This is a genomic window from Synechococcus sp. BIOS-U3-1, assembly GCF_014279975.1.
GTDB lineage: Bacteria > Cyanobacteriota > Cyanobacteriia > PCC-6307 > Cyanobiaceae > Synechococcus_C.
Window position 1 is genome coordinate 351,908 of sequence record NZ_CP047936.1, and the last position, 26,530, is coordinate 378,437.

28 protein-coding genes and 1 tRNA gene are annotated in these 26,530 nt (G+C 57.9%); 15 read left to right on the forward strand and 14 right to left on the reverse strand.

Features of this window, described 5'->3' with window-relative positions:
- Positions 1–47: 47 nt before the first annotated feature.
- From SynBIOSU31_RS01590 to sfsA, 3 genes are all read right to left on the reverse strand, one after another.
- Positions 48–1,247, reverse strand: a complete 1,200-nt coding sequence (locus tag SynBIOSU31_RS01590; protein ID WP_186491584.1) for a 4-hydroxy-3-methylbut-2-enyl diphosphate reductase — start codon at positions 1,245–1,247, stop codon at positions 48–50.
- Positions 1,248–1,375: 128 nt separating this feature from the next.
- A complete protein-coding gene (locus SynBIOSU31_RS01595; protein WP_186491585.1) occupies positions 1,376–2,896 on the reverse strand; it encodes an ammonium transporter in 1,521 nt (506 codons plus the stop codon).
- Positions 2,897–2,993: 97 nt separating this feature from the next.
- Positions 2,994–3,758, reverse strand: a complete 765-nt coding sequence (gene sfsA, locus SynBIOSU31_RS01600; RefSeq protein ID WP_186491586.1) for a DNA/RNA nuclease SfsA — start codon at positions 3,756–3,758, stop codon at positions 2,994–2,996.
- 81 nt (positions 3,759–3,839) lie between these two features.
- Between sfsA and murJ the strand changes: the two genes are divergently transcribed.
- Complete coding sequence (murJ, locus tag SynBIOSU31_RS01605; protein ID WP_186491587.1) at positions 3,840–5,447, forward strand: murein biosynthesis integral membrane protein MurJ; 1,608 nt, start codon at positions 3,840–3,842, stop codon at positions 5,445–5,447.
- On the opposite strand, the gene SynBIOSU31_RS01610 is transcribed toward murJ, so the two are convergent.
- Genes SynBIOSU31_RS01610 through SynBIOSU31_RS01620 form a run of 3 tightly spaced genes read right to left on the reverse strand, consistent with a single transcriptional unit; the run spans position 5,425 to position 6,298 of the window.
- Positions 5,425–5,697: a cytochrome-c oxidase gene (locus SynBIOSU31_RS01610; protein WP_186492771.1), complete on the reverse strand. Its 273-nt coding sequence runs from the start codon at positions 5,695–5,697 to the stop codon at positions 5,425–5,427. The genes murJ and SynBIOSU31_RS01610 overlap by 23 nt on opposite strands.
- Positions 5,698–5,722: 25 nt before the next feature.
- A complete protein-coding gene (locus tag SynBIOSU31_RS01615; RefSeq protein WP_186491588.1) occupies positions 5,723–6,013 on the reverse strand; it encodes a DUF3181 family protein in 291 nt (96 codons plus the stop codon).
- Positions 6,014–6,043: 30 nt separating this feature from the next.
- Positions 6,044–6,298, reverse strand: coding sequence for a hypothetical protein (locus SynBIOSU31_RS01620; protein ID WP_186491589.1), 255 nt, complete (start codon positions 6,296–6,298; stop codon positions 6,044–6,046).
- A gap of 91 nt (positions 6,299–6,389) precedes the next feature.
- Here SynBIOSU31_RS01620 and SynBIOSU31_RS01625 point away from each other — a divergent pair.
- From SynBIOSU31_RS01625 to SynBIOSU31_RS01655, 7 genes are all read left to right on the forward strand, one after another.
- Positions 6,390–6,463, forward strand: a tRNA-Arg gene (locus SynBIOSU31_RS01625).
- Positions 6,464–6,567: 104 nt separating this feature from the next.
- Complete coding sequence (gene glyA / locus SynBIOSU31_RS01630; RefSeq protein ID WP_255477307.1) at positions 6,568–7,857, forward strand: serine hydroxymethyltransferase; 1,290 nt, start codon at positions 6,568–6,570, stop codon at positions 7,855–7,857.
- A 90-nt stretch (positions 7,858–7,947) separates the two neighbouring features.
- Positions 7,948–9,093: an MraY family glycosyltransferase gene (locus SynBIOSU31_RS01635; protein WP_186491590.1), complete on the forward strand. Its 1,146-nt coding sequence runs from the start codon at positions 7,948–7,950 to the stop codon at positions 9,091–9,093.
- Positions 9,029–10,357, forward strand: coding sequence for a competence/damage-inducible protein A (locus SynBIOSU31_RS01640; protein WP_370593649.1), 1,329 nt, complete (start codon positions 9,029–9,031; stop codon positions 10,355–10,357). The genes SynBIOSU31_RS01635 and SynBIOSU31_RS01640 overlap by 65 nt, the downstream gene beginning before the upstream one ends.
- Before the next feature lie 43 nt (positions 10,358–10,400).
- A complete protein-coding gene (gene leuC, locus SynBIOSU31_RS01645; protein WP_186491592.1) occupies positions 10,401–11,804 on the forward strand; it encodes a 3-isopropylmalate dehydratase large subunit in 1,404 nt (467 codons plus the stop codon).
- A gap of 63 nt (positions 11,805–11,867) precedes the next feature.
- Positions 11,868–12,482, forward strand: a complete 615-nt coding sequence (locus SynBIOSU31_RS01650) for a 3-isopropylmalate dehydratase small subunit (RefSeq protein WP_186491593.1) — start codon at positions 11,868–11,870, stop codon at positions 12,480–12,482.
- An 80-nt stretch (positions 12,483–12,562) separates the two neighbouring features.
- Positions 12,563–13,033 (forward strand): pentapeptide repeat-containing protein, encoded by a 471-nt coding sequence (locus SynBIOSU31_RS01655; RefSeq protein ID WP_186491595.1) that lies wholly within the window; start codon positions 12,563–12,565, stop codon positions 13,031–13,033.
- 12 nt (positions 13,034–13,045) lie between these two features.
- On the opposite strand, the gene SynBIOSU31_RS01660 is transcribed toward SynBIOSU31_RS01655, so the two are convergent.
- Together SynBIOSU31_RS01660 and SynBIOSU31_RS01665 are read right to left on the reverse strand one after the other, a co-directional pair.
- Positions 13,046–16,276 carry a DUF3769 domain-containing protein gene (locus SynBIOSU31_RS01660; RefSeq protein ID WP_186491597.1) on the reverse strand — a complete coding sequence of 1,077 codons (3,231 nt, stop codon included), beginning with the start codon at positions 16,274–16,276 and terminating at the stop codon, positions 13,046–13,048.
- Positions 16,277–16,388: 112 nt separating this feature from the next.
- The gene (locus SynBIOSU31_RS01665) at positions 16,389–16,508 is read right to left on the reverse strand and encodes a photosystem II reaction center protein I (protein WP_006172424.1); all 120 of its coding nucleotides are present in this window, start codon (positions 16,506–16,508) and stop codon (positions 16,389–16,391) included.
- A 37-nt stretch (positions 16,509–16,545) separates the two neighbouring features.
- Here SynBIOSU31_RS01665 and SynBIOSU31_RS01670 point away from each other — a divergent pair, with 37 nt between their 5' ends.
- Entirely contained in the window at positions 16,546–19,548 is a 3,003-nt protein-coding gene (locus tag SynBIOSU31_RS01670; protein WP_255477308.1) for an alpha-mannosidase, read from the forward strand.
- On the opposite strand, the gene psbN is transcribed toward SynBIOSU31_RS01670, so the two are convergent.
- Positions 19,536–19,676 carry a photosystem II reaction center protein PsbN gene (gene psbN, locus SynBIOSU31_RS01675; RefSeq protein ID WP_115126914.1) on the reverse strand — a complete coding sequence of 47 codons (141 nt, stop codon included), beginning with the start codon at positions 19,674–19,676 and terminating at the stop codon, positions 19,536–19,538. The genes SynBIOSU31_RS01670 and psbN overlap by 13 nt on opposite strands.
- 86 nt (positions 19,677–19,762) lie before the next feature.
- On the opposite strand from psbN, the gene psbH reads away from it, so the two are divergent.
- Genes psbH through SynBIOSU31_RS01695 form a run of 4 tightly spaced genes read left to right on the forward strand, consistent with a single transcriptional unit; the run spans position 19,763 to position 21,118 of the window.
- The gene (gene psbH, locus SynBIOSU31_RS01680) at positions 19,763–19,963 is read left to right on the forward strand and encodes a photosystem II reaction center phosphoprotein PsbH (protein ID WP_066904734.1); all 201 of its coding nucleotides are present in this window, start codon (positions 19,763–19,765) and stop codon (positions 19,961–19,963) included.
- A 22-nt stretch (positions 19,964–19,985) separates the two neighbouring features.
- Entirely contained in the window at positions 19,986–20,225 is a 240-nt protein-coding gene (locus tag SynBIOSU31_RS01685; protein WP_186491599.1) for a TatA/E family twin arginine-targeting protein translocase, read from the forward strand.
- A 6-nt stretch (positions 20,226–20,231) separates the two neighbouring features.
- Complete coding sequence (gene pth / locus SynBIOSU31_RS01690; RefSeq protein ID WP_186492775.1) at positions 20,232–20,861, forward strand: aminoacyl-tRNA hydrolase; 630 nt, start codon at positions 20,232–20,234, stop codon at positions 20,859–20,861.
- The gene (locus SynBIOSU31_RS01695) at positions 20,861–21,118 is read left to right on the forward strand and encodes a DUF3146 family protein (RefSeq protein ID WP_066904730.1); all 258 of its coding nucleotides are present in this window, start codon (positions 20,861–20,863) and stop codon (positions 21,116–21,118) included. The genes pth and SynBIOSU31_RS01695 overlap by 1 nt, the downstream gene beginning before the upstream one ends.
- Here SynBIOSU31_RS01695 and SynBIOSU31_RS01700 read toward each other — a convergent pair.
- The 4 genes from SynBIOSU31_RS01700 to rph all read right to left on the reverse strand — a co-directional run bounded on the left by SynBIOSU31_RS01700 (position 21,096) and on the right by rph (position 24,335).
- Positions 21,096–21,533: a resolvase gene (locus tag SynBIOSU31_RS01700; protein ID WP_186491600.1), complete on the reverse strand. Its 438-nt coding sequence runs from the start codon at positions 21,531–21,533 to the stop codon at positions 21,096–21,098. The genes SynBIOSU31_RS01695 and SynBIOSU31_RS01700 overlap by 23 nt on opposite strands.
- Entirely contained in the window at positions 21,530–22,741 is a 1,212-nt protein-coding gene (locus SynBIOSU31_RS01705) for a DUF3084 domain-containing protein (RefSeq protein ID WP_186491602.1), read from the reverse strand. Before SynBIOSU31_RS01705 ends, SynBIOSU31_RS01700 begins: the two co-directional genes overlap by 4 nt.
- Positions 22,742–22,799: 58 nt before the next feature.
- A complete protein-coding gene (gene ntcA, locus SynBIOSU31_RS01710; RefSeq protein WP_186491604.1) occupies positions 22,800–23,534 on the reverse strand; it encodes a global nitrogen regulator NtcA in 735 nt (244 codons plus the stop codon).
- A gap of 75 nt (positions 23,535–23,609) precedes the next feature.
- On the reverse strand, positions 23,610–24,335 hold the full coding sequence (gene rph / locus SynBIOSU31_RS01715) for a ribonuclease PH (protein ID WP_186491606.1): 726 nt from the start codon (positions 24,333–24,335) through the stop codon (positions 23,610–23,612).
- A gap of 144 nt (positions 24,336–24,479) precedes the next feature.
- On the opposite strand from rph, the gene SynBIOSU31_RS01720 reads away from it, so the two are divergent.
- A complete protein-coding gene (locus tag SynBIOSU31_RS01720) occupies positions 24,480–25,088 on the forward strand; it encodes a cob(I)yrinic acid a,c-diamide adenosyltransferase (RefSeq protein ID WP_186491608.1) in 609 nt (202 codons plus the stop codon).
- On the forward strand, positions 25,088–25,681 hold the full coding sequence (dcd, locus tag SynBIOSU31_RS01725) for a dCTP deaminase (protein WP_186491610.1): 594 nt from the start codon (positions 25,088–25,090) through the stop codon (positions 25,679–25,681). Before SynBIOSU31_RS01720 ends, dcd begins: the two co-directional genes overlap by 1 nt.
- Before the next feature lie 58 nt (positions 25,682–25,739).
- On the opposite strand, the gene thyX is transcribed toward dcd, so the two are convergent.
- Positions 25,740–26,465: an FAD-dependent thymidylate synthase gene (gene thyX / locus SynBIOSU31_RS01730; RefSeq protein WP_186491612.1), complete on the reverse strand. Its 726-nt coding sequence runs from the start codon at positions 26,463–26,465 to the stop codon at positions 25,740–25,742.
- Positions 26,466–26,530: the final 65 nt, after the last annotated feature.

Sequence of the window (26,530 nt, forward strand, 5' to 3'; positions counted from 1 at the left end):
CGATCAGGGGAAGTGCTGTGATGAATCAATGTAAAGCTTCGCGGTGATCAATCTGCGTCGCTGATGGCGATCATGCGTTGAATCACGTGTTCCACCACTCGATCTGGGGTTGAAGCTCCGGAGGTGATGCCAACGGTGATTGGTCCATTCGGCAAAAAGTCCGTGTCACGGGTTAAGTCTTCGCCGAGTGGTTTGTGCTCGATGCTGTTGTCCTCGCTGATTCGTTCCGGCGTATCGATGTGGAAAGAGCGGATGCCACGACTGATGGCAATTTCTTGGAGGTGGGTGGTGTTGGAGGAGTTGTACCCACCGATCACGACCATGAGGTCCAGGGGTTCGTCGACCAGAGAGAACATTGCGTCCTGTCGTTCTTGGGTGGCGTCGCAGATGGTGTTGAAGGCCAGAAAGTGCTCGTTCAACTTGATGGGACCGAATTTGCTGAGCATCGTGCGTTCAAACAGTCGACCGATCTCCTCTGTTTCGCTTTTCAGCATGGTGGTCTGGTTGGCCACACCGACACGCTGCAGGTCGCGGTCCGGGTCGAAGCCTGGAGAGCAGGCATTGGCAAAACGGTCCATGAAGTTGTCTCGATCTCCGTTGCCGAGGATGTAATCAGCGACTAACTGAGCCTCCTCTAGATCCAGCAGCACGAGATAGGTCCCTGCAAAGGAACTTGTGGCGAGAGTTTCTTCATGTTTCACCTTCCCGTGAATGATCGAGGTGAACACATGTTTCTTGTGCTTTTCCACTGTGTTCCACACCTTGGAAACCCAGGGACATGTGGTGTCAACGATGTGGCAGCCACGATCATTGAGCAGTTGCATTTCCTGCACGGTGGCCCCGAAAGCAGGAAGAATCACCACGTCGCCATATTCCACACCCGAGAAGTCCTTCACCCCCTGATCGACAGGGATGAAATGAACATTCATCTTGCGTAGATGATCATTCACCGAAGGGTTATGGATGATTTCATTGGTGATCCATAACCGCTCACTTGGATAGTGCTTGCGCGTCTCGTAAGCCATGGCAACGGCACGCTCTACGCCCCAGCAGAAACCAAACGCTTCCGCTAGTCGAACGTTCAGGCGTCCGTGGCTGAGTTGATAGCCGTTTTCGCGGATGGATCCGATCAGGCTGCTCTGGTATGCCTCTTCCAGGCTTCCAGCGACCTCTTCAGCACGCCCGAATCCACGACGGTTGTAGCGGTCGGAATTATGAAGAGAGCGCTTGAAGGCGTGGGTATCCATGGCCGCTGCAACAGTGCGATGACTCTATGGGCTGTGGGTGGGAGCTGTCTTTTGCTGATGGCCGTACTGACCAAATCAAGAAAAACCCCGGTCCCTCTGGACCGGGGTTTTTCATTCTTCCTGGAACTTCAGTTGCCGGCAGAGGCGAAATCGGGATACGCCTCCATGCCGTGTTCGCCGATGTCGAGGCCGTTGACTTCCTCTTCCTCGGTCACGCGAATTCCGCCGAACAGGGCGCCGATCACGCTCCAAGTGATCCAGCAGGTCACGACAGCCCAGATAGCGAAGGCTGCTGTACCCAAAGCCTGGATACCCAGTTGCTCAAAGCCACCCCCCACAAATAGCCCGAGAGGTGAACCCTCCTCCTGGAGGTCGAATCCCCAGAGGCCAACGACAAGAGTGCCCCAGATGCCACAGACTCCGTGAACGGAAAAAGCTCCAACGGGGTCATCGATGCCTGCGCGGTCGATAGCGCTCACCGCGAACACCACGATGATTCCTCCGATCAGTCCGGCGAGCCAAGCACCTACCCATGTGAGGTTGGCGCATCCGGCTGTGATGCTCACCAGTCCAGCGAGGATTCCGTTGATGATCATCGTCAGGTCCGGCTTGCCTGAAGTGAGTGTTGAGACGATGGTCGCACCGATCGCCCCCCCCGCTGCTGCAAGGGTTGTGGTGACGGCGATGTAAGGAACCCACTCATCCATACCCAGCTGTGAGCCAGGGTTGAATCCATACCAGCCGATCCACAGAATCAAAGCGCCAAGGGTGGCAATGGCCATGTTGTGTCCGGGAATGGCCTGAGTTCGGCCGTTCACGTATTTACCAATCCGGGGGCCAAGCAGCATTGCTCCCACCAGGCCTGCCCAGGCACCGACGGAGTGAACAATCGAGGAGCCTGCGAAATCGATGAATGGCTTGTTGCCAACGCTGTTCAACCAGCCACCGTTCCATTCCCAGGATCCTGAAATGGGATAGATAAGACCTGTCAGAACAAGCGAGAAGATCACGAACTCGCCAAATTTGACGCGCTCGGCCACGAGGCCCGAAACGATAGTCGCTGCAGTTCCTGCGAAAGCGGCCTGGAAGAGGAAGTCAACCGAAGGCACAAGCTGTGAGCACCCCTTTGGACCTTGGCCGGCGGCGCAGGCGAGGGCATCGGCAGCACTCCAATCGAAGAAAAAGCCTTTGAAGGACAACCAACCGCTGATGATCCAAGGCTCGGTGTTGCCATACATCAATGAGTAACCCACGACCCAGTAGGCGGTGACGGCTAGTGCAAAGACGAAAAGGTTCTTGGCGAGAATATTGACCGCATTTTTCTGACGACACATTCCGGCTTCGACCATGGCGAAGCCTGCGTTCATGAAGATCACAAGTGCGGCTGCAACGAGCAACCAGAGGTTGTCGGCAAGAAATTTCGCAGCCTGCATGCCGTCGAGGTCAGTTAGACCAACGCCGGCGCGGGCAGACAGGTTGAAGACGCCGAGGCCAAGCAGTGCAACGGGTGCGCAGGCCAGCCAGAGCAAAGCACGATGGCTGCGAAGCCCCCGGATGCTTTGTAAAAGAAGCATGGGGCCTTCAAGCAGGCTTGCCTCTTGGAGGCGCGCTTTGCGCCGCCGCGATGGCGGATGCAGAGCAGTTGTCATGGAAAAAAAATGCGAAACTGCGGTTTAGATAGTCCTGATAGGAACCATCAGACCTGCACAAATTGCATAAAAGCGAACACTTTCCGAGTCGCCGTTGTTACAAAATCGCTGATTGCTCCGGCAGAACAGGCTTTTGGCCCTTCCAAAAGATTCGGTCTGCTTCGAAGCTGAATGCACATGGAAGGACCTCAACGCCCGCATTCATGGCCTGCCGGAATAGCTCTCCGTAGCGTGGATCAGCACTGTCTCCAGGAGCGAAGCAGGTCACATCGGGGCGGCTCAGACACGGCACCAATACCCCACGTGCATCAGGCAGCACACCCATGAGCTCCTGAAGGTGTTTCTGTCCCCGTTCGGTCACCGTGTCGGGGAATAGAGCTAATGGCCCTTCGCACCAGGTGGTGTTTTTCACCTCCAGGTAGATCGGGCGTGGATCAGGGGCTCCTTCATCCGGCGTGAGCAGTAGATCGATTCGGCTGCGGCGGTTCTCTCCATAGGGCACCTCTGCTTTGATTCCACCGATCGGCCCCAGGGCTTGTTGGAGGCAGCCAGCCTCGATGGCCGCTCTGATCAGGCGATTGGGCAAGGCTGTATTGATTCCTACCCAGCAAGAGTCTTCGTTCGTTCCTGGCACTTCTGCCTGTTCCCAGGTCCAGGCCAATTTCCGCTTTGGCGAAGGGGCGTAGCGCAATCGCACCCGGCCCCCCGGGTGGAGCACGCCGGTCATTGGTCCGGTGTTGGCGCAGTGGGCGGTTACAACGGAGCCGTCCTGGAGTTGCACATCGGCGAGAAAGCGCTTGTAGCGCTTGATCAGGACACCCTCGGTTAGGGGTTCGAACTCAAGTAGAGGGGTGCCGGTCATGGAGGCGGGCTGGCTGGCGCCATGGTGCCTGGCGGTGGACCGAAACTCTCTTTTATTAATCGCATGGTTCAGCGGGCATCGATGGGGAGATCTCTCAAGCGCATCGCTCTGGTGGTCACCTATGGCACTTTGCTCAGCAAGGCTGGAGGCCTGATCCGTCAGCTGGTGATTGCGGCGGCGTTCGGAGTCGGTGCGGCTTATGACGCCTACAACTACGCCTACATCCTTCCCGGTTTCCTGTTAATTCTTCTGGGAGGGATCAACGGCCCGTTTCACAGCGCCATGGTCAGTGTGCTCAGCCGCCGGCCCCGTGAGGAAGGTGCCCATATCCTGGCCACCCTCAACACCACCGTGAGTGCTTTGCTGCTCGTGGTCACCGTGGTGTTGGTGCTTGCTGCCGACCCCTTGATCACCCTCGTTGGGCCGGGGCTAACTCCAGAGCTGCATGGCATCGCCGTTGCGCAGCTTCAGGTGATGGCTCCCATGGCATTGCTGGCAGGTCTGATCGGACTTGGCTTCGGATCGCTGAATGCCGCTGATGAGTTCTGGATTCCTGCTATCTCACCGCTGATGTCGAGCGTGGCTCTCGTCCTGGGAGTGGGTTTGTTGTGGTGGCAGCTCGGTTCTGAGATCGGCCTTCCCATGAACGCTCTTTGGGGGGGTGTGGTCCTGGCGCTCTCCACGCTTGTCGGGGCTCTGCTGCAGTGGCTGCTGCAGCTACCTGCATTGGCCCGCCAGGGGATGGCGAGCCTGCGTCTGTCATGGGACTGGGGTCATCCTGGAGTGCGCGAGGTCTGGCGTGTGATGGGTCCCGCAACCCTGTCTTCGGGAATGCTGCAGATCAACGTGTTCACCGACATGTTTTTTGCCTCAGGAATCCTTGGTGCTGCGGCAGGCCTGAGCTACTCGAATCTGTTGGTGCAGACCCCATTGGGCTTGATTTCCAATGCTCTGCTGGTGCCTTTGTTGCCGACGTTCTCCCGACTCACGGCCCCTGAAGACCGGTTGCCTTTGATCGCCAGGATCAGGCAGGGACTGATGCTGTCGACCGCTTCGATGCTGCCGCTTGGAGCTTTGTTCCTGGCGTTGGCGACGCCCATCGTCGCCCTCGTCTACGAACGCGGAGCATTTGATGAACAAGCGGTCCAACTGGTCACGGGTCTGCTGATGGCTTATGGGATTGGCATGCCGGCCTATCTCGGCCGGGATGTACTCGTGCGTGTTTTTTATGCCCTTGGCGATGGAACAACTCCTTTTCGCCTCTCCATGGCGGGGATCGGCCTGAATGTGCTTTTCGACTGGGCACTGGTAGGTGGCCCTTCCCCCTGGGGGCCTCAGTTCCCGATCAATCTCGGTGCACCTGGATTGGTGTTGGCGACCGTTCTGATCAATTTGCTGACTTGCCTTGCACTGCTTTTGGCTCTGCAGAAGCGGCTGGGTGGATTGCCGCTGCGTGACTGGGGTTTCGATTCACTCAAGCTCACCCTTGCGGCAGCGGCTGCTGGAGTGGCGGCCTGGGCGCTCAGTTTTGGCATCACCTGGCCTGAGAACTTCATGGGGCGCCTGTTCCAGGTTGGCCTTTCCGGTGCCTTGGGATTGATGCTGTTTGTGCTTTGCGCTCAGGCCCTGGCTGTACCGGAGGTGAGCGAGATCAACCGTGGGATTGTCAGTCGCTTCCGGCGTCGTTGAGCCGTACCTCTCGCTCTTCCCTCACTTGTATGGGGAGCTCAATGTGCTGGCGCCCTACTAACTGAGGGCCTTGCACGGACAAGATTCTGGCTTCGATTCCGAATTCCCGGAAAGCAGTATCGATTTCTTGAATCAGGGCTTTCTCCACCTGTGCTTCGGGATCGACGACCTTGCCGATCAGTCGCTCACCCAGGCGGCCGATGCGCTGACGCACCACGTCGCGGGCATTGGTGACCTCGATGATGAGCACGCGCACTTCCTGAAGCTCAGCAACCTTATCGGCAGTGGTCCTCGAGAATCTGCTCCAGCTCGGAAAGTTGAGAGGATGGCAGTAAGCGGCCAAGCGGCAGCCGGCTACTTCCAGCACCGATGGGAACTTGAACTGCTTCCAGTGCTCGTCGCGCACAGACGGCTGGACCCTGGTCCAGCAGAGCACTGCATTCAATGGCCAGAGTCTCAGCCAATCCTGCATCTCCAAGGTAGAGATGCCAGCCAGCGATCTGGAGGTAAAGCCGTTCACTCAGGGCTGCAGTGAGATCTTTTAGGTCAGCAGCATCAAGGGTCATGGCGAGGGGGTGTCTTCATCCATCGTGCCGTCAGGATTCACGGCTGTCTGCATCATCAACGGGCCGCAGCTTCAGAACCACAGCGAGGTGGATCAACAGGGCGGCCAACCAGATTTCACTGAAGAGATCCAGGTGATTCCATGGGTGCCGCATCGACTGGACAAACCACAGACCACTGTTGACTGCGACGAAGGCCCCAGCATGCAGTGTGAAATTCACAATCCGGCTGAAGTGCCTGTAGAGGGGATCTGTGTTGTCACCGGTGCCGTACCAGCGGATGGGCATTGGGAGTGTCGTTCCAGTGCAACGATTCTGGCGTGTGGATGGCACCCTGTTGACGAACGGCACCTTCGTGGGGTCAGATGGTGTGACGCAAGCGCTTGTAGCTCAGCGGATTAGAGCATCTGACTACGGATCAGAGGGTCGGGAGTTCGAATCTCTCCAGGCGCGTTTGTGAAACTGCCTCAGGGCAGTTTTTTTTTGCTCACGTCCTGTCACGTCACGTCAAGGCAGGACTCGTTGCTTACGATTCGGGCAAAGCAATATTGCGACGCATGGCGGATTTCGCTTCGACCCCGATCAATGCATCTCTGGCATCGTCCGACCCGGCCATTGCCGGCCTGATTGATCAGGAACAGAAGCGTCAGGAGACTCATCTGGAGCTGATTGCCTCCGAGAACTTCGCATCAAGAGCGGTAATGGACGCTCAAGGTTCCGTGCTGACTAACAAGTACGCGGAAGGGTTGCCGAGCAAGCGCTACTACGGCGGTTGTGAGCATGTCGATGCAATCGAAGAGCTGGCGATCGAGCGCGCCAAGCAATTGTTTGGCGCAGCCTGGGCCAATGTTCAGCCTCACAGCGGCGCTCAGGCGAACTTTGCCGTGTTCCTGGCGCTGCTTCAGCCCGGAGACACGATCATGGGTCTTGACCTCTCCCATGGAGGCCATCTCACCCACGGTTCTCCGGTCAACGTCAGTGGGAAGTGGTTCAACGTCGTTCAGTACGGCGTCGACAAGCAAACCCAGCGCCTTGATATGGAGGCGATCCGTGCATTGGCTCTCGAGCACAAGCCGAAACTGATTGTCTGCGGGTACTCCGCCTATCCCCGCATTATTGATTTCGCAGCGTTCCGCGCGATCGCCGATGAGGTAGGCGCCTATTTGCTTGCAGACATGGCCCATATCGCCGGACTTGTGGCAGCGGATGTTCATCCAAACCCCGTTCCTCACTGCGATGTCGTAACGACCACCACACACAAAACACTGCGTGGCCCCCGCGGTGGCCTGATCCTCTGCCGTGATGCTGAGTTCGCCAAAAAATTTGATAAAGCCGTGTTCCCTGGCAGTCAAGGCGGCCCCCTTGAGCATGTCATCGCTGCGAAGGCAGTCGCCTTCGGAGAGGCGTTGCTGCCCTCGTTCAAGACTTACAGCCAGCAGGTGGTGGCCAATGCCTCCGCACTGGCGGAGCGCTTGATCGAGCGGGGGATTGATGTGGTGAGCGGTGGTACCGAGAACCATGTGGTTCTGCTCGATCTGAGGGGAATCGGGATGACCGGAAAGGTCGCAGATCTGCTCGTGAGTGATGTTCACATCACAGCAAACAAGAACACTGTTCCCTTTGATCCTGAATCCCCCTTCGTGACCAGCGGCCTGCGTCTGGGTACTGCTGCCCTCACAACAAGGGGCTTTGATGCCGCAGCCTTCCGTGAAGTGGCGGATGTGATCGCGGACCGATTGCTCAATCCTGAGGACGACGCCATTCAGGCCAGTTGTCTCGAGAGGGTGGCCAGCCTGTGCAGCCGTTTCCCCCTCTACGCCACTGCTGCGGAGCCGGCGCTTGCCTGACTGGTCCACGGTCCACTGGATCTTGCATAAAGGGCTGCCTAAGATCCCAGTGTTTCGGCCCTATCCGGGTCGCCACCTCCGGAGTTTTGTTTGACTCTCGCGGGTACTCCCCTCGCAGTTGCTGTCGGGATCTTCGTCACGTCGACGTTGATCACTACAGCGATCGCTCCGTGGGTGATGCAGCTCGGACTCAGACACGGCTTTACTGACGCCCCAGACGCACGGAAGCAGCACAGCGTCCCGATGGTGCGTCTCGGCGGCATTGCAATGGTGCTGGGGTTTTGTTTGGCGCTTGGCCTCACCTGGTTGTTAGGGGGGTTCGGGATGTTGACCCCAGCGCGAGATCAGCTGATTTGGACAACTCTGGCTGGATCACTTTGCTTTTTTGTGATCGGCCTGGCAGATGACCTTCTTTCTCTCTCCCCGTGGCCGAGATTGGCTGGCCAGGTGGCTGTGGCTGTTGTGGTCTGGTCACAGGGGGTTCAGATCGGTGCGATTGATCTTCCCTGGCTCTCCAGCAGCGCCGAAGCAGTGATCCTTCCGGATGTGATCAGTCTGCTCGCCACGGTGATCTGGCTTGTCGGAATCACCAATGCGATCAATTGGTTGGATGGTCTCGATGGGCTGGCTGCCGGCGTTGCCGGTATCGCTGCGATCGGTCTGGTGTCAGTGAGTTTTTCTCTGCATCAGGTGGCAGCTGCTTTCTTGGCAGCATCCCTGGCTGGCTGCTGTCTCGGATTCCTTCGACATAATTTCAATCCCGCCCGCATTTTCATGGGTGATGGTGGTTCCTATTTCTTGGGTTTCAGTCTCGCGGCGATCAGCATCGTTGGGCCTGCCAAGGGACTCACCACAGTCAGCCTTCTTTTGCCGCTGTTGATCCTTTCCCTGCCTCTGGCAGATATGTCAGCAGTGATCATGGGGCGTTTGCGCTCTGGCCGTTCGCCCTTTTATCCCGATCGTCGTCATCTCCACCACCGTTTACTGCGTGCAGGCTTCAGTCATCGCAGAACGGTCCTGCTGATTTACGTGTTCACGCAGTGGTTGGCGTCAATTGCCATGGTGGTTGCCAATGTGGAGATGCGTTTCCTCTGGCTCGCGTTGGCTACAGCGATCCTCGTTGGAACCGTCATGGTGATGCAGCGTCATCGCCACAGTGACATTGTGATTGATGCGCCCGAGCAAGAATCTCAGCAAGAGTGCGCTCAGTCGTGCTGTTCGGATTCCCGTGGCTGAAGCTTCCCCATCCTCTGGGGTTGAGATTCTTTGCGTCGGCACCGAGCTGTTGCTCGGCAACATTGTCAACGGCAATGCACGTTGGCTTGCAGAGCAATTGGCCGCTCTTGGACTACCTCATTTCCGTCAGACCGTAGTTGGGGACAACCGTGAACGCTTAATTGCTGAGGTGCAGGCCATCTCTCGTCGTTCACGGGTGCTGATTACCACCGGTGGCCTGGGTCCGACTCCCGACGACCTCACCACCGAAGCGATTGCAGCTGCGTTCTCCACACCATTGGAGGAGCGCCCTGAGGTCTGGGACGACATCACTGCCAAAGCCCATAGTCGTGGCCGGGAGCCTGGAGCCGAGACGCGCCGGCAGGCTTTATTACCCCTTGGTGCAGGCTTGCTGCCCAATGCCACCGGAACGGCCCCAGGAATGATCTGGTCCCCGATTGAGGGATTCACTGTGCTCACTTTCCCAGGAGTGCCCAGCGAGATGCGAGCAATGTGGCAGTCCACTGCAGTGCCTTGGTTTCAACAATCTGGGCTTTCCAAAGGAGTGTTCAGCAGTCGATTGATGCGTTTCTGGGGTATTGGAGAGTCCAACCTTGCTGAACAGCTCCATGACCTGCTTGATCAGAGCAATCCAACGGTGGCGCCTTATGCCGGTCGTGGTGAGGTCAAGCTGCGCATCACGGCCCATGCCCCAGCCGAAGTTGAGGCTCTGCGTCTGCTGGATGCCACAGAGGCTGAGTTGCGTCAGCGCACCGGCACGCTCTGTTTTGGCTGTGATGCTCAGTCGCTGGCTTGTGTGGTTCTCGAACAGCTTCGCCAGCGGAAGCAAACTCTCTCGGTCGCGGAATCCTGCACCGGCGGTGGGTTGGGGGCTGAACTCACGGCGATGCCAGGATCATCTGATGTGCTGCTGGGTGGAGTGATCGCCTACTCAAATGCCGTCAAACAGCATTTGCTCGGTGTTTCAGCGGATCTCCTTGAGGAGTTCGGTGCGGTCAGTGATCCTGCGGCTCAAGCCATGGCTGAGGGCGCTCGACGCATCACGGGCAGCGACTGGTCGATGGCGGTGACGGGTATTGCCGGCCCTGCTGGTGGTTCAGCGGAGAAGCCGGTTGGATTGGTCTACATCGCCGTTGCCGGCCCCGATGGTTGCTTCAGCCAGCCCATCCGTCTTGGTGAAAGTCGCGGACGCGACTGGGTCCGTACCGTGAGCGTGGGAGAGGCATTGAATCGATTGCGATTGCGTCTGATAGAGACGATGTGATGGATGTCGGCCATTAGGGTTAACAGGTGAAGGCTGACATGAAATGAGCAGCGGAACCCTCTACGACAAGGTCTGGGATCTGCACTGCGTCGCAGATCTTCCTGGAGGTGCCACTCAGCTGTTCATCGGTCTGCATCTCATTCACGAGGTCACCAGTCCACAGGCCTTTGCCGCTTTGGACGACAAGGGCCTTCCAGTGCGCTGCCCCGAGCGCACAGTTGCCACGGTGGATCACATCGTTCCCACCATTAGCCAGGAGCGACCGTTCTCTGATCCCCTGGCCGAGCAAATGCTCAGCACTCTCGAGCGCAATTGCGCTCGTCATGGCATCACCCTGAACGGACTGGGGAGCGGCCGTCAGGGAATCGTGCATGTGATTGCACCTGAACTTGGCCTCACCCAGCCGGGAATGACGGTTGCCTGCGGTGATTCCCATACCTCCACTCATGGAGCCTTCGGGGCGATTGCCTTCGGTATCGGTACGAGCCAGGTGCGCGACGTGCTCGCCAGTCAGAGCCTTGCCATGAGCAAGCTCAAAGTACGCCGCATCTGGGTGGAGAACCGACTCACTGATGGGGTCTTCGCCAAGGATCTGATTCTCCATGTGATTCGGACTCTCGGCGTGAAGGCCGGAGTTGGCTTCGCCTATGAATTTGCAGGGCCTGCGATTGAGGTTCTCTCAATGGAGGAGCGGATGACCCTTTGCAACATGGCGATTGAGGGAGGTGCACGCTGTGGGTATGTCAATCCTGATCAGATCACCTTTGATTATTTGAAGGGTCGCGCCGAGGCTCCAGCTGCGGAGATCTGGGACCGTGCTGTTGCCTGGTGGAGTTCACTCGCCTCGAATGACGATGCGAGTTTCGATGATGAAATTCGCTTCGATGCTGCTGCCATCGCTCCCACGGTCACCTGGGGCATCACGCCTGGACAGGGCATCGGGGTCGATGAACGCGTACCGATTTCAGACCAACTTGATCCGGCTGACCGCCCGATTGCCGAAGAGGCTTATCGCTACATGCATCTTGCTCCCGGCCAGCCCATCGAAGGCGTGCCTGTGGATGTCTGTTTCATTGGCAGTTGCACGAATGGTCGTCTCAGTGATCTTCAGGCCGCGGCTGCTGTGGCTCGCGGTCGGCACGTTGCCGAAGGCATCAAGGCTTTTGTGGTGCCTGGTTCGGAACAGGTAGCTCGCGCCGCGATCAAGGAAGGACTTGATCAGGTGTTTCGTGAGGCAGGTTTCGAATGGCGTGAGCCTGGCTGTTCGATGTGTCTGGCCATGAACCCTGACCGTCTCGAAGGCAGCCAGATCAGTGCGAGTTCAAGCAACCGTAATTTCAAGGGTCGTCAGGGTTCCGCCAGTGGCCGAACCCTTTTGATGAGTCCGGCGATGGTGGCTGCAGCTGCCATCGCTGGACGGGTGAGCGATGTGCGTCAGCTGAGCTGAGTGCACACCGCATTCAGTGCCATTCCGCCCCTGACCATTTCGCCCAACGCTGATTGTTTTGTGATGACTGAGACCACCGCCTTCCCTCAGGGCCCGATCGGCCGTGTTTCTGGCCGTGGACTTGTACTGCGGGGTGATGACATCGATACAGACCGGATTATTCCAGCTCGTTTTCTCAAGTGTGTGAGCTTTGAAGCTCTGGGAGAACAGGCCTTTGCTGATGATCGAAAGGAACTGGCCGGAGCACACCCGTTTGACCAGCCGGAGCATCAGGGAGCATCGATCCTGGTCGTGAATGACAATTTCGGCTGTGGTTCAAGTCGTGAACATGCGCCGCAGGCACTGATGCGCTGGGGGATCCGTGCTGTTCTGGGCGTGAGTTATGCCGAGATCTTTCAAGGCAATTGCCTCGCGCTGGGAATTCCCTGTGCCACAGCCACGGCTGATCAGATCTGCGCTCTTCAGGATGCGGTTGAGGCTGATGCCACAACTGAATGGACGCTTGATCTTCAGGCGCTCAACTTCAGTGATGGATCAATGTCTCAGACCATTTCCCTGGCTTCAGGCTCTCTGGACATGCTCCGCACTGGCCAGTGGGATGCCACTGGCCAGCTCGTGGCGAGAGATGCGGAGCTCACCCGCACGATGAAGGCACTCCCCTATTTGAATGGTTTCTGAGCTCGGTGGAAGCTTTTGATGAATGCCCCATGGCAGGCAGAGACCAGATTGTCTAAGACTGAGATAGAGGCACTGATGCCATGAATCAGTTTCGACCTGTTCAGCTTGCTGCTGTCCTTCTGGTCAGCGCATTGATTCCTGTGACTGCCAAGGCTGAGCCGATTCAGTCATTGCTCGTTCAGCCATACGGATCGGCCAAGGAGCGATTGTTGATCAGCGGTGCCTGTTCTGGTTGTGATCTGCGCTCGGCTCGTTTGCAAGGCGCCCATCTGATCGGCGTGGATCTTCGCGATGCCGACCTCCGCGATGCTGATCTACGCGAAACCAACCTGGAGGGGGCTGATCTCAGTGGCGCCCGTCTTGATGGAGCTGATCTGCAGGGAGCGCAACTCAGCAATGCTGATCTCTCTAGAACCGATCTGCGTCGTGCTGATCTCCGTGGAGCTGTGGTGATCAATGCCTATGCACCGGATGTACGCACAGATGGCATGCGTTTTGCAGGTGCGGATCTCACCGGCAGCCATCTGATTTACGGGGGTGGACCCAACTAAAGCAGGCTCTGGTTAGAACGGTCGCCGGTCAAGTTCGTTGGGGAGATTGCGTGGTGTGTAGGGGATGAAGGGCTGCCCTGTCCCCGTGAAGTTGAAGTCATTCAGGCGGAATCGGAAACCGCCAATGCCTTCGTAGGGATTGAAGTAAAAACCAAGGTCATAACTGCGGCGCTGCCAGCGCAGCTCAATATTGGAATTGATCACATTGCCGTAGAACTCGGAGTTGGGATCAATGTTCACGCCAAGGCCTGCATTCAGGAGTAATGGCCCAGCAAGCTGCTGGGTGATGCCGATGCCGAGGGTGGCGAGGTCCACTGACTGGTCGAATTCAAACGGACTGTCTCCGTTTTTTAGGGTGCCGCCACCGGCGATGGAAAGCTGGGTGTAGTCAAGAAAAGACTTGCTGAACGTGCCGAGAGTGAGCGTTGGTCCACCGGTGAGGCTGATCGTGTTCTGACTCTTTCCGGTCCCGAAGGCTGCCAGAGATGTATTGATGTTGGTGCGCAGAGTCAGGCCAGGCACGATGGCTACTGGCGAGTAGCGGTAAGCGGATTCCGGAGTAAGTGCAGCAGGTTTACCGCGCCAGAGTGGATAGCTGCTGTTTAACGATCCGTAGAAATTGGCCCGCGTGGTGTCGATGAGGTTGGTACTCGTGAAACTCTCAGCCTGGTAATTACCGAGGCCAAAGCGCCAGATGTAGTCGTTTGAAAGCTTGCCCCATCGCCAGTCGCCCTTCTGCTCAGCGAAAGCGCCGTAAGCGCTGTATACGTCGGTCTCACCAAGTGAGCCGTTCCAGGTGCGGTACCGATAAGCGCCAAAGAAACGCGTTTCTACTTGGCCAAGTAGGGGCAGCTTGAAATAGCGATTCACGTTGCCCCAGAAACGGCTGCCATTCATGAAATTGCTGGGATTGAACGTACTGATATCGGCTTCCGCCTCAGTGTTCCAGCCCAGAACCGTGCCACTGAGTTCGGCCTCAAGGCCGAACAGGTCTCCGAGGGCATTGTCTTGTGTTGCTTTGGAGCTATCGATGGGTGTTCCTGGTGCCACGTAGCTGTTGTTGCTGCCGTCAATCGCTCGCTGTACCAGCAACTGGGGTTGCAGATCCAGAATGAAGTTGTCCGACAGTTCGATGGACTTGAGTTCGCGGCCAACGAAGAAACCACTGCGATCGTCTTTGTCGATACTCAGCACCCAGCGGTTCACGACCTCTTCTTGTTTTTGAATTCTTTGTGTCCTGGAGACGGGGATTGGCAACCGCTCTTCAACGATCAATCGGTTGCGCTGGCTCTTGATCAGGATGTCTCCATTCTCTTGCTCCGTGGCCACAACATCCTCCGCATCGATGCGGGTCTGAGCCGGTGTGTAGGGATCATTGCTGAAGCTCATCCGGCTGGCTGTCCAGCCCTCGGGGGTGAATGTCACCTGGGTCGCCTGGATCCGCCAACGGCTGATTTCGCCACTGATCAGCTTGCTTTTTCCGCGTTGATTCAGTTGGGAAGGCTTCACTCCGCCATATTTGTTTGCGGCAAGAACTTCGCTGTTGCGGACTTTGTCACTGTCACCCTGGCTTTGCTCGATCACCAGCCGCTGCTGCAGCTGGATGCTGCTGATCCGTTGATCAATGGCTGCAATGGCCGCGCTGCGACGTTTCTCCTGTTCAGCGAGAGAAAGGCTCGAGTCAGCGTGCTGCGACTGAGGCTGTGTGAGATCTGCAGCAGCTGAGTTCGCAGCTGTTTCCCGCACAGGATTCCCAAGAGTGATGTCTTCGAGTTGTTCGCTGAGACTCTGCGATTGGATCCGCGCTGCGCGGTCGGAATCTGGGCAGCCCAGCGGAGGCGGCGCTTCAGGACTCACCGGTTCAGGTTGATCCTGCCCCCAGCGATAGCGGAGTCCGACCAAGTAAGCGTTGCTGCCTTCCTTTACGCCGCTGTAAGTCCCGAAGGCTCCGGAGCGGTGGTGGATCCGTCCCACCATCGAAAGCTCCGGAGACACCGATGCTTCCAGCTCAAAAGCGAGGTAGTTGAGCAGATTCGCGTAATTCTCGCGGTAGGTGCGCTCGTAATTGCTGACCGCAGAGTTGTAGCTGATGCCTTCGACGAAGCCGAGGCTGAGCCAGGGTTGAACCCACAGGCGAGCACCAATGCCGAGGATGCCCTCGCCGAATGTTTGGGCCGGGGTATTTGCGTTGGGAATGGTCTGATTGAACGGGCCCCCTTGCTGTTCATAGGCCTGGTGGGCAAACAGATCAGCCTCCAGCTCCAGTTGCAGCGGTCCTGCTCGCCAGATGCGTTTCTGCATGCTGACGCCAAGCAGATATTCAGGACGCATCCTTCCGTTGAACAAGAAGGTGTCGCCGAAGTTGGAATCAATCATCTGTCCGCCCCAGGCGGTGATGGCCCAGGGGTGCGGATGCCAGTCGGGGATGGGTGGGATGGCCGGTGGGCAAGCCATGCCTTCCCCATCCTTGCTCTCTGGTGGGGTGGTGTCCGAGACCAGCCATTCTTCGCTGGGCAGAGGCTGTTCCCTGTCCCAGAAGCCTGCATCATCACCCTGGGGGCTGATGCGATTAGCCGTGAACGCGTCAAGCTCGATGTCAATGGCAGTCGGGAATCCCAGGCCAGTGCTCTCGATCACTGGCAGCAACCTGTCTTGGCTTGGATCCTCTGCAGGGACCTGACCCGATGGCGGTGCGTTGGACGTCGGTGCTCCTGGGTTGCTCGGTCGTGGGTTGAAATCAACGGCAGCGGTGTCGAGATCGAGAACGCCGTAAACGTCCGCCATTGAACCGCTGCCTTGGATCAAGTTGAACCGCAGGCTGCTGGCCTGGAAATACTGAGCACCTTTGCGATAACGAACACTGCCGCGAGCGAAGAGGCTGTTGAAATTCGTGTCGAACTCCAGGCGATCTGCTCGTAGGACCCCGCCATTGATCACCGCACTGACGTTGCCTTCGGCTACGAACAACTGACGCTTGGCGTCGTAAGTCTGGCGGTCGGCCCTTAGGCGCAATTTGGGAGGAGGCTGAACGTCTGCCAGAGGTTCTGCAATTTCCGCTTGCTTGGCCTCGGTTGTCGACGCCTCGCTATCCCCATCTTCGTCAGCGGACGATTCCACTCGGGTGGGTGGAATCACTCCGAAGTCGACCAGGTTCTCAAGACCTTCTGATCGCGCTGGGCTTCCCAGGACTGCAGCCACAGCCAGAAGTCCCGTGACCGTGATGGGAGATCGGGAAGCTGGCAAATCCGCTCAAGAGTGGCCGGTGATCCTCACACGAGCATCCTCGGCATCTCTCCTGAAATGACCAGTGTTCGTCGTGACCCCTGAACGGAGTGCGCTCAGATCACGTCTGCACTCAATCTTCCAGGTCTTTGCGACTCGGAGTGCGGCTCGGGTCACTCGCCAGAAATCCAAAGACGAAGATCCCGATAAAAAAGAAGACGACCGAGTAAACGGAAATCTTGAGGGCGAGCATGGAGACCGACCGGCGTCTGGGATAGCGCCATCATCTTATGGGTCAAGGTTGTGAGATCACGATGCAGCCCCCTCTACAGCCCCGGCGATTGGCTTGGATTGAAACGTTTCGAAGTCGCAGCCACCTCAATCGGCTGCCTTTTTGGCATCGTTGCGGCGATTTGTGCCGCCATTCCGTCCTTGAAGAGCCCTGGGGGGCGCAGCATCGACCTGATTGGGCGAAGCGTGGGCTGTTGATCTGGCCAAGAGGGGGCGTCTGGTTGCGAATCGAGCAGACCATCGCCTGGCCAGAGCATTGGCAGCATTGCGAGGAGAGCCTTGAGCGTCTCGTGCTCAGTTGGTGGGCAGACCAGGTGCGGCTCTGGGTGGATGGGGTTCTCGTTCATGAAGGGGACCTGTTCGACACGCGCTGCCGCTGGAAGCTTCCGGCTCACTGGAGGCATGGGGTAGGGCTGAGAGTGCTTCTGGAGCTGCGCAGTCCTTGTCATGACGATGGTGCACTGATCAGAAGTGATCTGGTGAGGGAACCTGCGTCGCCTGCTCTTGATCCGCAGGGGTGCTTGCTTCCCCAGGCCCTTGAACTCACTGGCATCACGGCAGAGTCGGTTCCTGAGTTGTGGCTTGACTGCGATCCGCTCTCTGGCAGGGCGGTGTCTCAGGTTGATCAACACCTCGCGGGACAGGCTCGTGCCAGCGGAGGACTGCACTGGGTGGGTCATGCCCATTTGGATCTGGCCTGGTTGTGGCCCGTTGCTGACACTTGGCAGGCGGCTGAACGCACCTTCCGCTCTGTTCTGGATCTAATGGAGCTCTTCCCGGAGCTGCATTTCGCTCACTCCACTCCGGCTTTGTACGAGTGGGTGGAGTGCCACCGTCCTGCGTTGTTTGCACGCATTCAGCAGGCCAGTCGTCTGGGCCGTTGGGAGCCCATTAACGGTCCCTGGGTTGAGACCGACTGTGTCCTTGTGAGCACGGCTTCTCTCTGGCGACAATTTGCAATAGGCCAGGAGACCAGCCATAGACAGTTCCCTGAGTGGCAACATGACCTGGCCTGGTTGCCGGACAGTTTCGGATTTGCCGCTGGGCTGCCAGCCGTCGCTCACGTCACCGGTGTGCGCTGGTTCTGCACACACAAGCTGGCCTGGAATTCCACCAACGTTTTCCCACACCGTCTGTTTCGCTGGCGAGGCCGCGGCGGGGCCGAGCTGCTGGCGTTGATGTTGCCAGGCATCGGTACGGATGCCGATCCACTGGCCATGCAGCAGGAACAGCAGCGCTTCTTGGCCAAGGCAGGCGTTGATCAAGCGCTGTGGTTGCCCGGAGTTGGTGACCATGGCGGCGGACCCACCAGGGAAATGCTTGAAGAGATGCAGCTCTGGCAAAATCATCCACAGGCCTCTCCACGTCGAGCAGGGACGGTCCGTGAATACTTGACGCAGCTGGAGCCGCTCAGAGCTTCATTGCCCGTCTGGAAGGACGAGCTATACCTGGAACTGCATCGGGGCTGTGCCACCACACGTCCGGATCAAAAACGACACAACCGCACCCTGGAGCGCCTGCTGCGGGAAGCTGATCTGGTGGAGGCCCTTGGGGCTGGCTCGACGCAGCGGCGAGACTGGCAGGTGCTGCTGTTCCAGCAGTTTCACGACATTCTCCCGGGAACATCGATTCCTGAGGTGTTTGATCAGGCGGAGCCCCAGTGGCGAGCGGCCCGCCGTGCTGCGGCAGTGTTGCGGACTGCCGGTCTCCGTCAGTTAATCAGTCATGCATTGCCCGCGGACTCAGGGCCTGGCAAGAGGTGCCAACGCTGGGCATGGTGCGGCCTTCAGCCACTGCAGCGCTGGTCTCCACTGGTGCGGCTGCCGCTAGGCCGGTGGTCGTGTGAGGGCAACAACCTGCCGTCACAGGTGGCTCCAGGCGGGGATCTGTGGGTGCAGTTGCCCGAGGCCCAGGGGGTGATGGCACTGCCTCTGGAGTGTCATCAAGATGCAGCCGCGGTTGCGACAGCTGCTCCTGTAGTGCGGAATCCGGTTCGGGTTCAGGTCATCGCCGAGCAGAGCTGGCGACTCAACAATGGTCTGCTCACGCTTGAGCTGGACCACAGGGGACTGACTCGACTGCAGGACGAGCAGGGTGTTGATCAGCTCTCAGAACCATTGCAGTTCAAGCGCTACAGCGACCGCGGTGAGTTCTGGGATGCCTGGGATCTGGCGGCGGATTATCCGCAGTACCCACTGCCGATGGCTGCTGACTGGCAGCTGGAGCTCGTGGAGCAGGGCCCGCTGGTGGCCAGGGTGGTGCTGCGCAGTTCGATCGAGAGCAGCGCGTTGCGTATGGATGTGCTGCTGCGAGCCGATAGTCCCGCCGTAGAACTGCAAATGACCATCGACTGGCATCAGACCCATGAACTGCTTCGCATGGTCTGCCCCCTGGCTAAGCCAGCGGTGCGCTGGGCTGCGGACACCAGCGGTGGCGTGATCGAACGACCCGCTGTTGCCTTGATGCCCATGGAGCAAGCCCGTTGGGAGGTGCCTGTGATCTCCTGGTTGGCTAGTGAGGAAACATCTCCCGGCGGTGGACTTGGCGTCTTGCTCGACGGTCCTCAGGGTGTTGATGCCGGATCGCATCACCTAGGAATCTCGTTGCTGCGTGGGCCAACCTGGCCCGATCCATCGGCGGATCGGCGACTGCATCGTCATCGCCTGGCCCTGATGCCAGTTGCGAAGGGGTGGTATCGGGATGGTCTTGCGCAGGCAGCGATTCACTTTCGTGAACCGGGTTGGCTCGGACCGCTTGAATCCCGTGATCGCTGGCGGGGTTTCCCTGCTTTACCCAAAGAATTAGTACCGATTTCGATTCGACCGGATCAATCAGCAGATGCGATTAAAAATTCGGTCCTTATTCAGCTGTTGAACCCCGGTGGCGCAAGGGTGAAGTGGTCACCTGGCGATCAGGGCTGGTGGATTCAGGATCAACAACATTCCGCTGAGATCTTTCCAGGAGCCCTGAAAGAACTGCGCCTAACCCCTCAGTCGTCGTGATCATCGAAGGGATCGTCCAGGCGTTTGGACGGTGGTCCGAAGGCTGTATAAACGCCAAAACCAGTGAGTCCGAGCAGTGCGGTTAACACTGCGATTGACACCGACAGCGCCGGGGAGGAGCTTTCCATCACATCTCTCGACAGGATCAGCCCTGTTCAGGGCCGGGACCCCTACAGTATCTGGACTGAACTTCACCCGAGACCTCAGGGCCGCTATGGCACAACGCACTCGTTTGGGCGATCTGCTCCGTCCCCTCAACTCCGAGTACGGCAAGGTTGTGCCCGGATGGGGTACAACTCCCGTCATGGGCATCTTTATGGTGCTGTTTCTGGTTTTCCTATTGGTCATTCTTCAGCTCTACAACCAGTCGCTGATCCTTGAAGGAATCAATGTGAACTGGAACGGCGGCGCCTGATTCGGCCCGCTCATCACCTTCCATGAACATTTTCGGCATCGGACTTCCTGAAATGGCCGTCATCGGAGCCGTTGCGCTTCTGGTGTTTGGGCCTAAGCGTCTGCCTGAATTTGGTCGGACACTCGGCAAAACCTTGAAAGGTTTTCAGACGGCTTCCAAGGAATTTGAGCGCGAAATCAGTAAGGCGATGGCAGATCCGGAGGAACTTCCACCCTCCTCTTCATCCGATGCTGCGTCATCGCCAAAGGGCTCTGAGGACTGATCGGTGATCAAACGTGGGGACCTCCGTCTGGTGGTCGGACTGGGCAATCCGGGTGAAAAATATGCATCAACTCGGCACAACGTCGGATTCATGGCGCTTGAGCTGCTCACAACACGTGAGGGTGGGAATTTCAAGGCGATGTCAAAACTTCATGGTGACCTCGCTGATGTCGGTTCCGGTTGCGCTCGACTCAGGTTGCTGATGCCCCAGACCTACATGAATGACAGTGGCCGTTCGATCCGTGCAGCACTGGATTGGTTTGATCTGGGGATTCATCAGCTGATTGTGCTCGTCGATGACATGGACTTGCCGCTTGGACGGTTGCGCTTGCGGGCGCGCGGTGGTGCCGGCGGACATAACGGTCTGAAGAGCACTATTCAGCATCTCGGCACCCAGGAGTTCGCCCGCCTTCGTATTGGAATCGGCGCTCCCGGTCGCAATCCTGAGGAACGCCGTGCCCGCACGGTGTCTCACGTCCTTGGTCAGTTCAACCGTGCTGAGGAACCTCTCCTTCAGGAGGTGCTGCGGGAAGTGTTGTCCGGCCTCGATCACATCCAGCGGCAAGGCTTGGATCGGGCAGGAAATGCCATCAATGCGGTGAATCTGGAGCCTGCTGTTGATGGCGATCCGGCCTGATGGCGCCATTGCCTGTCACCACGGCTCATCTTCGGGTGCACCAACACAGCTTCCGAGACAAGTGTCTGCAGGGTGAGGTTCAGGCGGGTGGCTTCACCTGGACATTTCACTGGTTGTTTGACCGGGGTGAGCTGAGTGTGGAGCCCTCCCTGGGTAGAGCGTTGATTCAGGACGCGTTGCTTCGCTTTCTTGTCAAATCCGACTACAGGCTGGAAGCCGGAGGTGATTACAGCTTTACTGTGAGGGCGCGTTTCTGAGAGGAGCTGGTCCCGGCCAGAAGATTTGGCGGCCCAGCTCCGATTCAAGAATGACCAGGGCAGCCACGGCATCAAGTTCGGTAGGTGGTATCAGCAAACCTTGGGGGATTAATCGCCGCCATCCTCTTGGCGGCCATAGCTGCCAGTAACGCTTGCGAGCTTGCAGTGTGGTGCCGCGCTCATCCACCAGCTTGACGGGAAGATCCTCAGGAAGCTCATTCCTCAAGCTGTCGCTGGCTGTGCCATCCCCCAGCACTAAGCATTCAACGGGCGCGATCTGCCTCCAGCACTGCAGGGTGTGCAGCACAGCCTTGGTTGCAACGACATGACCTTCGATGACGCAGTCACTTTCGCAATCGACCAGGACTAACCCGCATTTGTTGCGTCCTGGGTCAACAGAGACGATCCAGCTCATGGAATCTCGTCCTGAAGCGTTGAAGTTGGCCGTAGCCGGCGGCTCGGACGGAGCTCGACGGCTATGGCATCGGCGGTTTCACTACGCTGCGCGGCCACTGCTTCCAGTTCAACCAGTCCGCCGCTTCGCTCGGTCAGCTCTCGGGCGAGTGTGTTGACGGCGTTGGCATCAAATTGAAGTCCTTGGCTGAGAGACCCCCGTCGGCGGACCTCCGCCAGGGTGGACGCCAGCAGCAGGTTGATGCGGTTTCGCACCGCTTCTGGATTGGTGTCTTGGCTGGCAAGAGTCGTTTTGGCCAGAACCTCTCCCTCCATGGTGATGGCCACATTGGGACGCACATCCGGAAAGGCGTAAACCACGCGCTCACCACGCAGCACATTGGCCGCTGAGCGCAGCAGCACCACCCAGGTGCCAGGTTTGCGGATGGCTTGTTCCAGCCTTTCAATGTCCTGGCGGGGCACAAGGATGATTTGGCGATCCGGAGCCTGTCCAGGCAGAACCTTTTGAAAGGCCTGCAAATTGGCTTCTCGCAGCACCTGGTCAATCACTTGCCTGGCTTGATCAGGACGATCCAGCTTGAGCGTCACAGTGGCCAATGGCTGGCCACTGCTAATGGCGACATCTCCACGGCGTAGGGCCAGCAGGTTCTCCTCCAGTTGCTGGAGCTCTGATTCGCCGGAGCTGATCCGTTCCCGCACCGCCCGAAGTTCATTATCCGTGCGTTGGATTTCCGCATCACGGTTGCGCACGTCTTGGCTAAGTCTCTGCCGTTCCGCCTCAAGTCGGCGAGTCTGCTCCTGCAGGGGTTGAAGTGTGCTGCGCAGCTCGTCGGCTCGTGCCTGGGCATTCGCCAGGATCTTTCTGGCTTTGATTTCATCGGCGCGAGCTTCTTCGAGTTGCTGACGAGCCTGTCGCTGAGCATTGCGGCTGCCCTTCAGATCTGAGCGGCTGCTTCGTAGGCGTGCTTCGAGGTCGTTGAGTTCAAACAGGCCAACGCGCAGCTGACGGCTCACCAGAAGCATCAGTCCAAGCGACAGAGCACTGATCAGGCTCCCCGTGAGCACAGTGATCACTACGGCGGTTTGACGCGGGCGAAGACCGAAAAGGCTCAGACGGGCCTTCCCGACTCTCGAACCCAGTCGATCACCAAGGGTGGAGAGCACCCCCCCGAGGATCAATAGAGACAGCAGCAGAAGCCAGCCGGTCACGGACGTTCAAACATGCGGTAGGCCTATGAGGTGCTGCCTATCTTCACCTGTCGAGGGGTTAACTGAAACGTTTGGCCAGTGCAATCGGATCCAAAACAGTGATCTTCTTGCGGTCAATTTCGACTAGGCCTGAATTGCGTAGATCGCCAAGCAATCGCGTGATCGTGACACGCGTGGATCCGATCGCTTCGGCGATGGCCTGATGAGACAAACGCAGGTCAATGGTGATGCCTTGGGGCCCAGGCACGCCGAAGTCCCTGCAAAGGACAAGCAGAAAACTCACCAGACGGGAGGACATATCCCGGTGTGTGAGTGTTTCAATCATGGTCTCGGTCTGCAGAATTCGGGTGGAAAGACCCTGAAGCAAAAGCAATCCCACGCTGGTGTTCGCTTCGATCGCCTGACGCACGGAGCTTGCGGGTGCCGTCACCATCTCCACTCTGGTGAATGCCACAGAGTGATAGAAGCGATCGGAGCGATGGCCGGTGAGCAGTGAGAGAACGCCGAACAGGCTGTTCTCTCTGAGCAGGGCAACGGTGATCTCTTCACCCGACTCATACACCCTTGACAGCCGCACAGCTCCTCGTCGGATCAGATAGACGCGCTCGGCGGGGTCGCCAGGAAAAAAGATCGTCTTATTCCGTTCCACCATTTCGGTGCTGGCACCATCCAGATCACGGATCACTTCCAGCAGGGTGCGGCTGGCTGGGTTGGGCGCATTGGTCAGGCTTGTTTCTGCGGATCGCCCAGCTTGGGGAGCAGTCCGACTAAAGCCGCGCATCACTTCAGCCATGACCAACGCATCAATGCGTGGAAGTTAAGGAGCGATGCGCTGTCACCCTGTAGCAACGAACACGGTTCTCCTTGCTCAGTCCTCATGCAGTGCATCCAGCTGGGCAGCCATGAGTTGCTTGAGCCCTGGTTCAGCAAGGTCCAGCAAACTGTTGAGCTGCTGGCGGCTGAATGGTGCGCCTTCAGCAGTGCCTTGTAACTCCAGCAGATCGCCGGCATTGTTCATCACCACATTGAGATCCACATCGGCCCGACTGTCTTCGCTGTAGTCCAGATCGAGCAAAGCCTGCCCCTCGATCAGCCCAACAGAGACAGCCGCCACCTGGTTGATGACTGGATTGGTGCTGATACGACCTTGTTGAAGCAGCCGTTCGCAGGCTTTGTGCAAAGCGAGCCATGCCCCTGTGATCGATGCTGTTCGAGTTCCCGCATCCGCCTGAATGACATCGCAGTCGATCAGCAGGGTGTTCTCACCCAGCGCCTTCATATCGATGGCGGCCCGAAGGCTGCGGCCGATCAGGCGCTGGATCTCCTGGGTGCGTCCTGACAGTTTCATCAGTTCCCTGCGCTGACGATCAGGGGTGGATCCAGGCAGCAGTCGATATTCAGCGCTGAGCCAACCCAGCCCCTGATCCCGTCGCCAGCGCGGGACGCCGTCTTCCTGGCAGACGCTGCAGAGAACGGTGGTGCGTCCGGTGCTCACGATGACGGAGCTCAGGGCGAAACCCATGGGATCCCAGTCGGTCGAGAAGGCCCTGAGGTCGGCGGGTTGGCGGCCATCGTTGCGCTGGGTCTTGCTCATGGGGAAATCGATCTAGATCTTGAGCCTGCCAGTTGGCGTAGAGACACTAGGGATGGTGTCAAAGGGATTGTGATTTGAGTTTTCGCCGCTAGATTCAAGTGCCACTGGGTCAATTCGATTCCAGTTACGACGGAAGCGACCGAGATGACCGCCAGCCTGGGCCCAAGCCATCGTTCCCGCCAACAGAGCGGTGCAGATCATCGGGTTCTGAATCGTGCCGGCTTGCATTCCCTGCCATCTCTCCAGCCACAACAGCCCCTGCATTTAGTAGCTCCTGAGGGGCAGTTGCAGGTGCATACCTCTCCCTATCGAGGAAGTTTCGGCACAGTGCTCAGCCAGGCCCTGCGTACCGCTGGCCTTGGCAGCCGTGTCGCAGTGATGCAGTTTCTCAAGGGTGGAGTTGCTCAGGGGCCAGATGCTGCGATCACGCTCTGCGATCGCATGATTTGGATGCGGCCTGCGGTGATCGGATGTCTTTCTGAACCGGCCAGTTCATCCGAATCCACGACTTTGGATGCTGTTCAAGCGATCTGGCAGATCTGTCGCCGTCACTTGGCCAGCGGTGATCTTGATCAATTGGTTCTGGACGAACTCGGCTTGGCCATTTCTCTTGGCTATCTCAATGAAGCAGAGGTGCGTGACAGCCTGGACGCACGTCCTGGTTCCATGGATGTGATCATCACAGGACCGTCGATTCCAGAATCTCTCATGGGTCTGGCGGATCAAGTGACGGAACTGCGCAGAGGTTTCTGATGCTCAAGAACGACCGTTGGATCACTGAACAGGCTGCCGCCGGCATGCTCGAACCCTTTCAAAAAGGGTTGATCCGCCATTTGAATCCCGAACAGAAGCTGGCGCCTGTTCTCAGCTTTGGGTGTTCTTCCTATGGCTACGACCTGCGTTTGTCGCCTCAGGAATTTCTGATCTTCAAGCACGTTCCGGGAACAGTGATGAACCCCAAACGGTTCAATCCTGGAAACCTTGAACCCACAGAGCTTCACCACGATGATGACGGTGACTATTTCATCCTTCCCGCCCATTCCTATGGCTTGGGTGTGGCTCTCGAAAAGATGAAGGTTCCGCCGAATATCACTGTGATCTGCCTCGGCAAAAGCACCTATGCACGACTGGGGATCATCGTGAACACCACACCAGCTGAAGCCAGCTGGGAGGGGCATCTCACGCTTGAATTCAGTAACAGTTCAGGAGCTGACTGCCGCATCTATGCGAATGAAGGCATCTGCCAACTCTTATTTTTTGAAGGTGATCCCTGCGACACCACTTACAGCGATCGACAGGGCAAATACCAGCATCAACCTGAGAGGGTGACACTGGCCAAGGTTTAATTCGTCAAGGACTTAATCGCCTAGATCTAAGTCAGCAGGGCTGCGACAGTTTTTTGATTTAGGGAGCCAAACGCGCCTTGTGCAGGCGGTTTTTCTCGTACCAGGCAGCGAACTCAGGTGTCCAGTTCTGGAGATGTGGCCACATCAGGTCACAGAGCTCTCGGATTTCCTGCTGTGCATCCAGTTTGGAGCGCAGATCAAGGAAGTGGAGGAAGGCACGCAGGCTGAAGCTCACAACAAAGTGCTGTCGGTAGTCGAACGGCAGGATGCCTCGGGCATGTTCTTCAGAAAAACCTTCTCGCAACAGATCGCGATAGCGCTCTGCTGCTTGTTGGCAGATTTTCAGATCGATGAGTCGTTGCTCATTGACGTAGGTGTATTTCTTGCCAAGTCGGTCTCGGTATTCCCCGACGGGACGCAGGTAAAACACTTCCTCGAGATCCAATTCCCCATCAGCAGCTCTGCAGATGCGCTCGCCGGTGTAACGCATCGATTGCACATCGAAACTCACGCCCACCCTGTGCGTTCGCGCTTGCTGCATCACCGAGTGTGGAAACCACCCCACGTTCAGCACGATCTGTGCATGTTCCAGTGGGCCGTAATGGCCTTTCATTCCACCCAGCAGCCGCTTGATGCAAATTTCTCCAGCTCTCGTTTCGTCCGGCCACTGATCCCGTTCCATCACCACGAACCCCTCGCTGTAGTCCTGGTGCATGCCGGCATACACGCTTTGCTGGGGATTGGGTGTGGCGGCGATCAGTTCGACCCTGAAGCGGGAATCCATGGGGTTTTGAGGTGTCGTGTACGGGATGTCGTTCGATCATCGCCTCTCCGGTGAGCATCGACCGG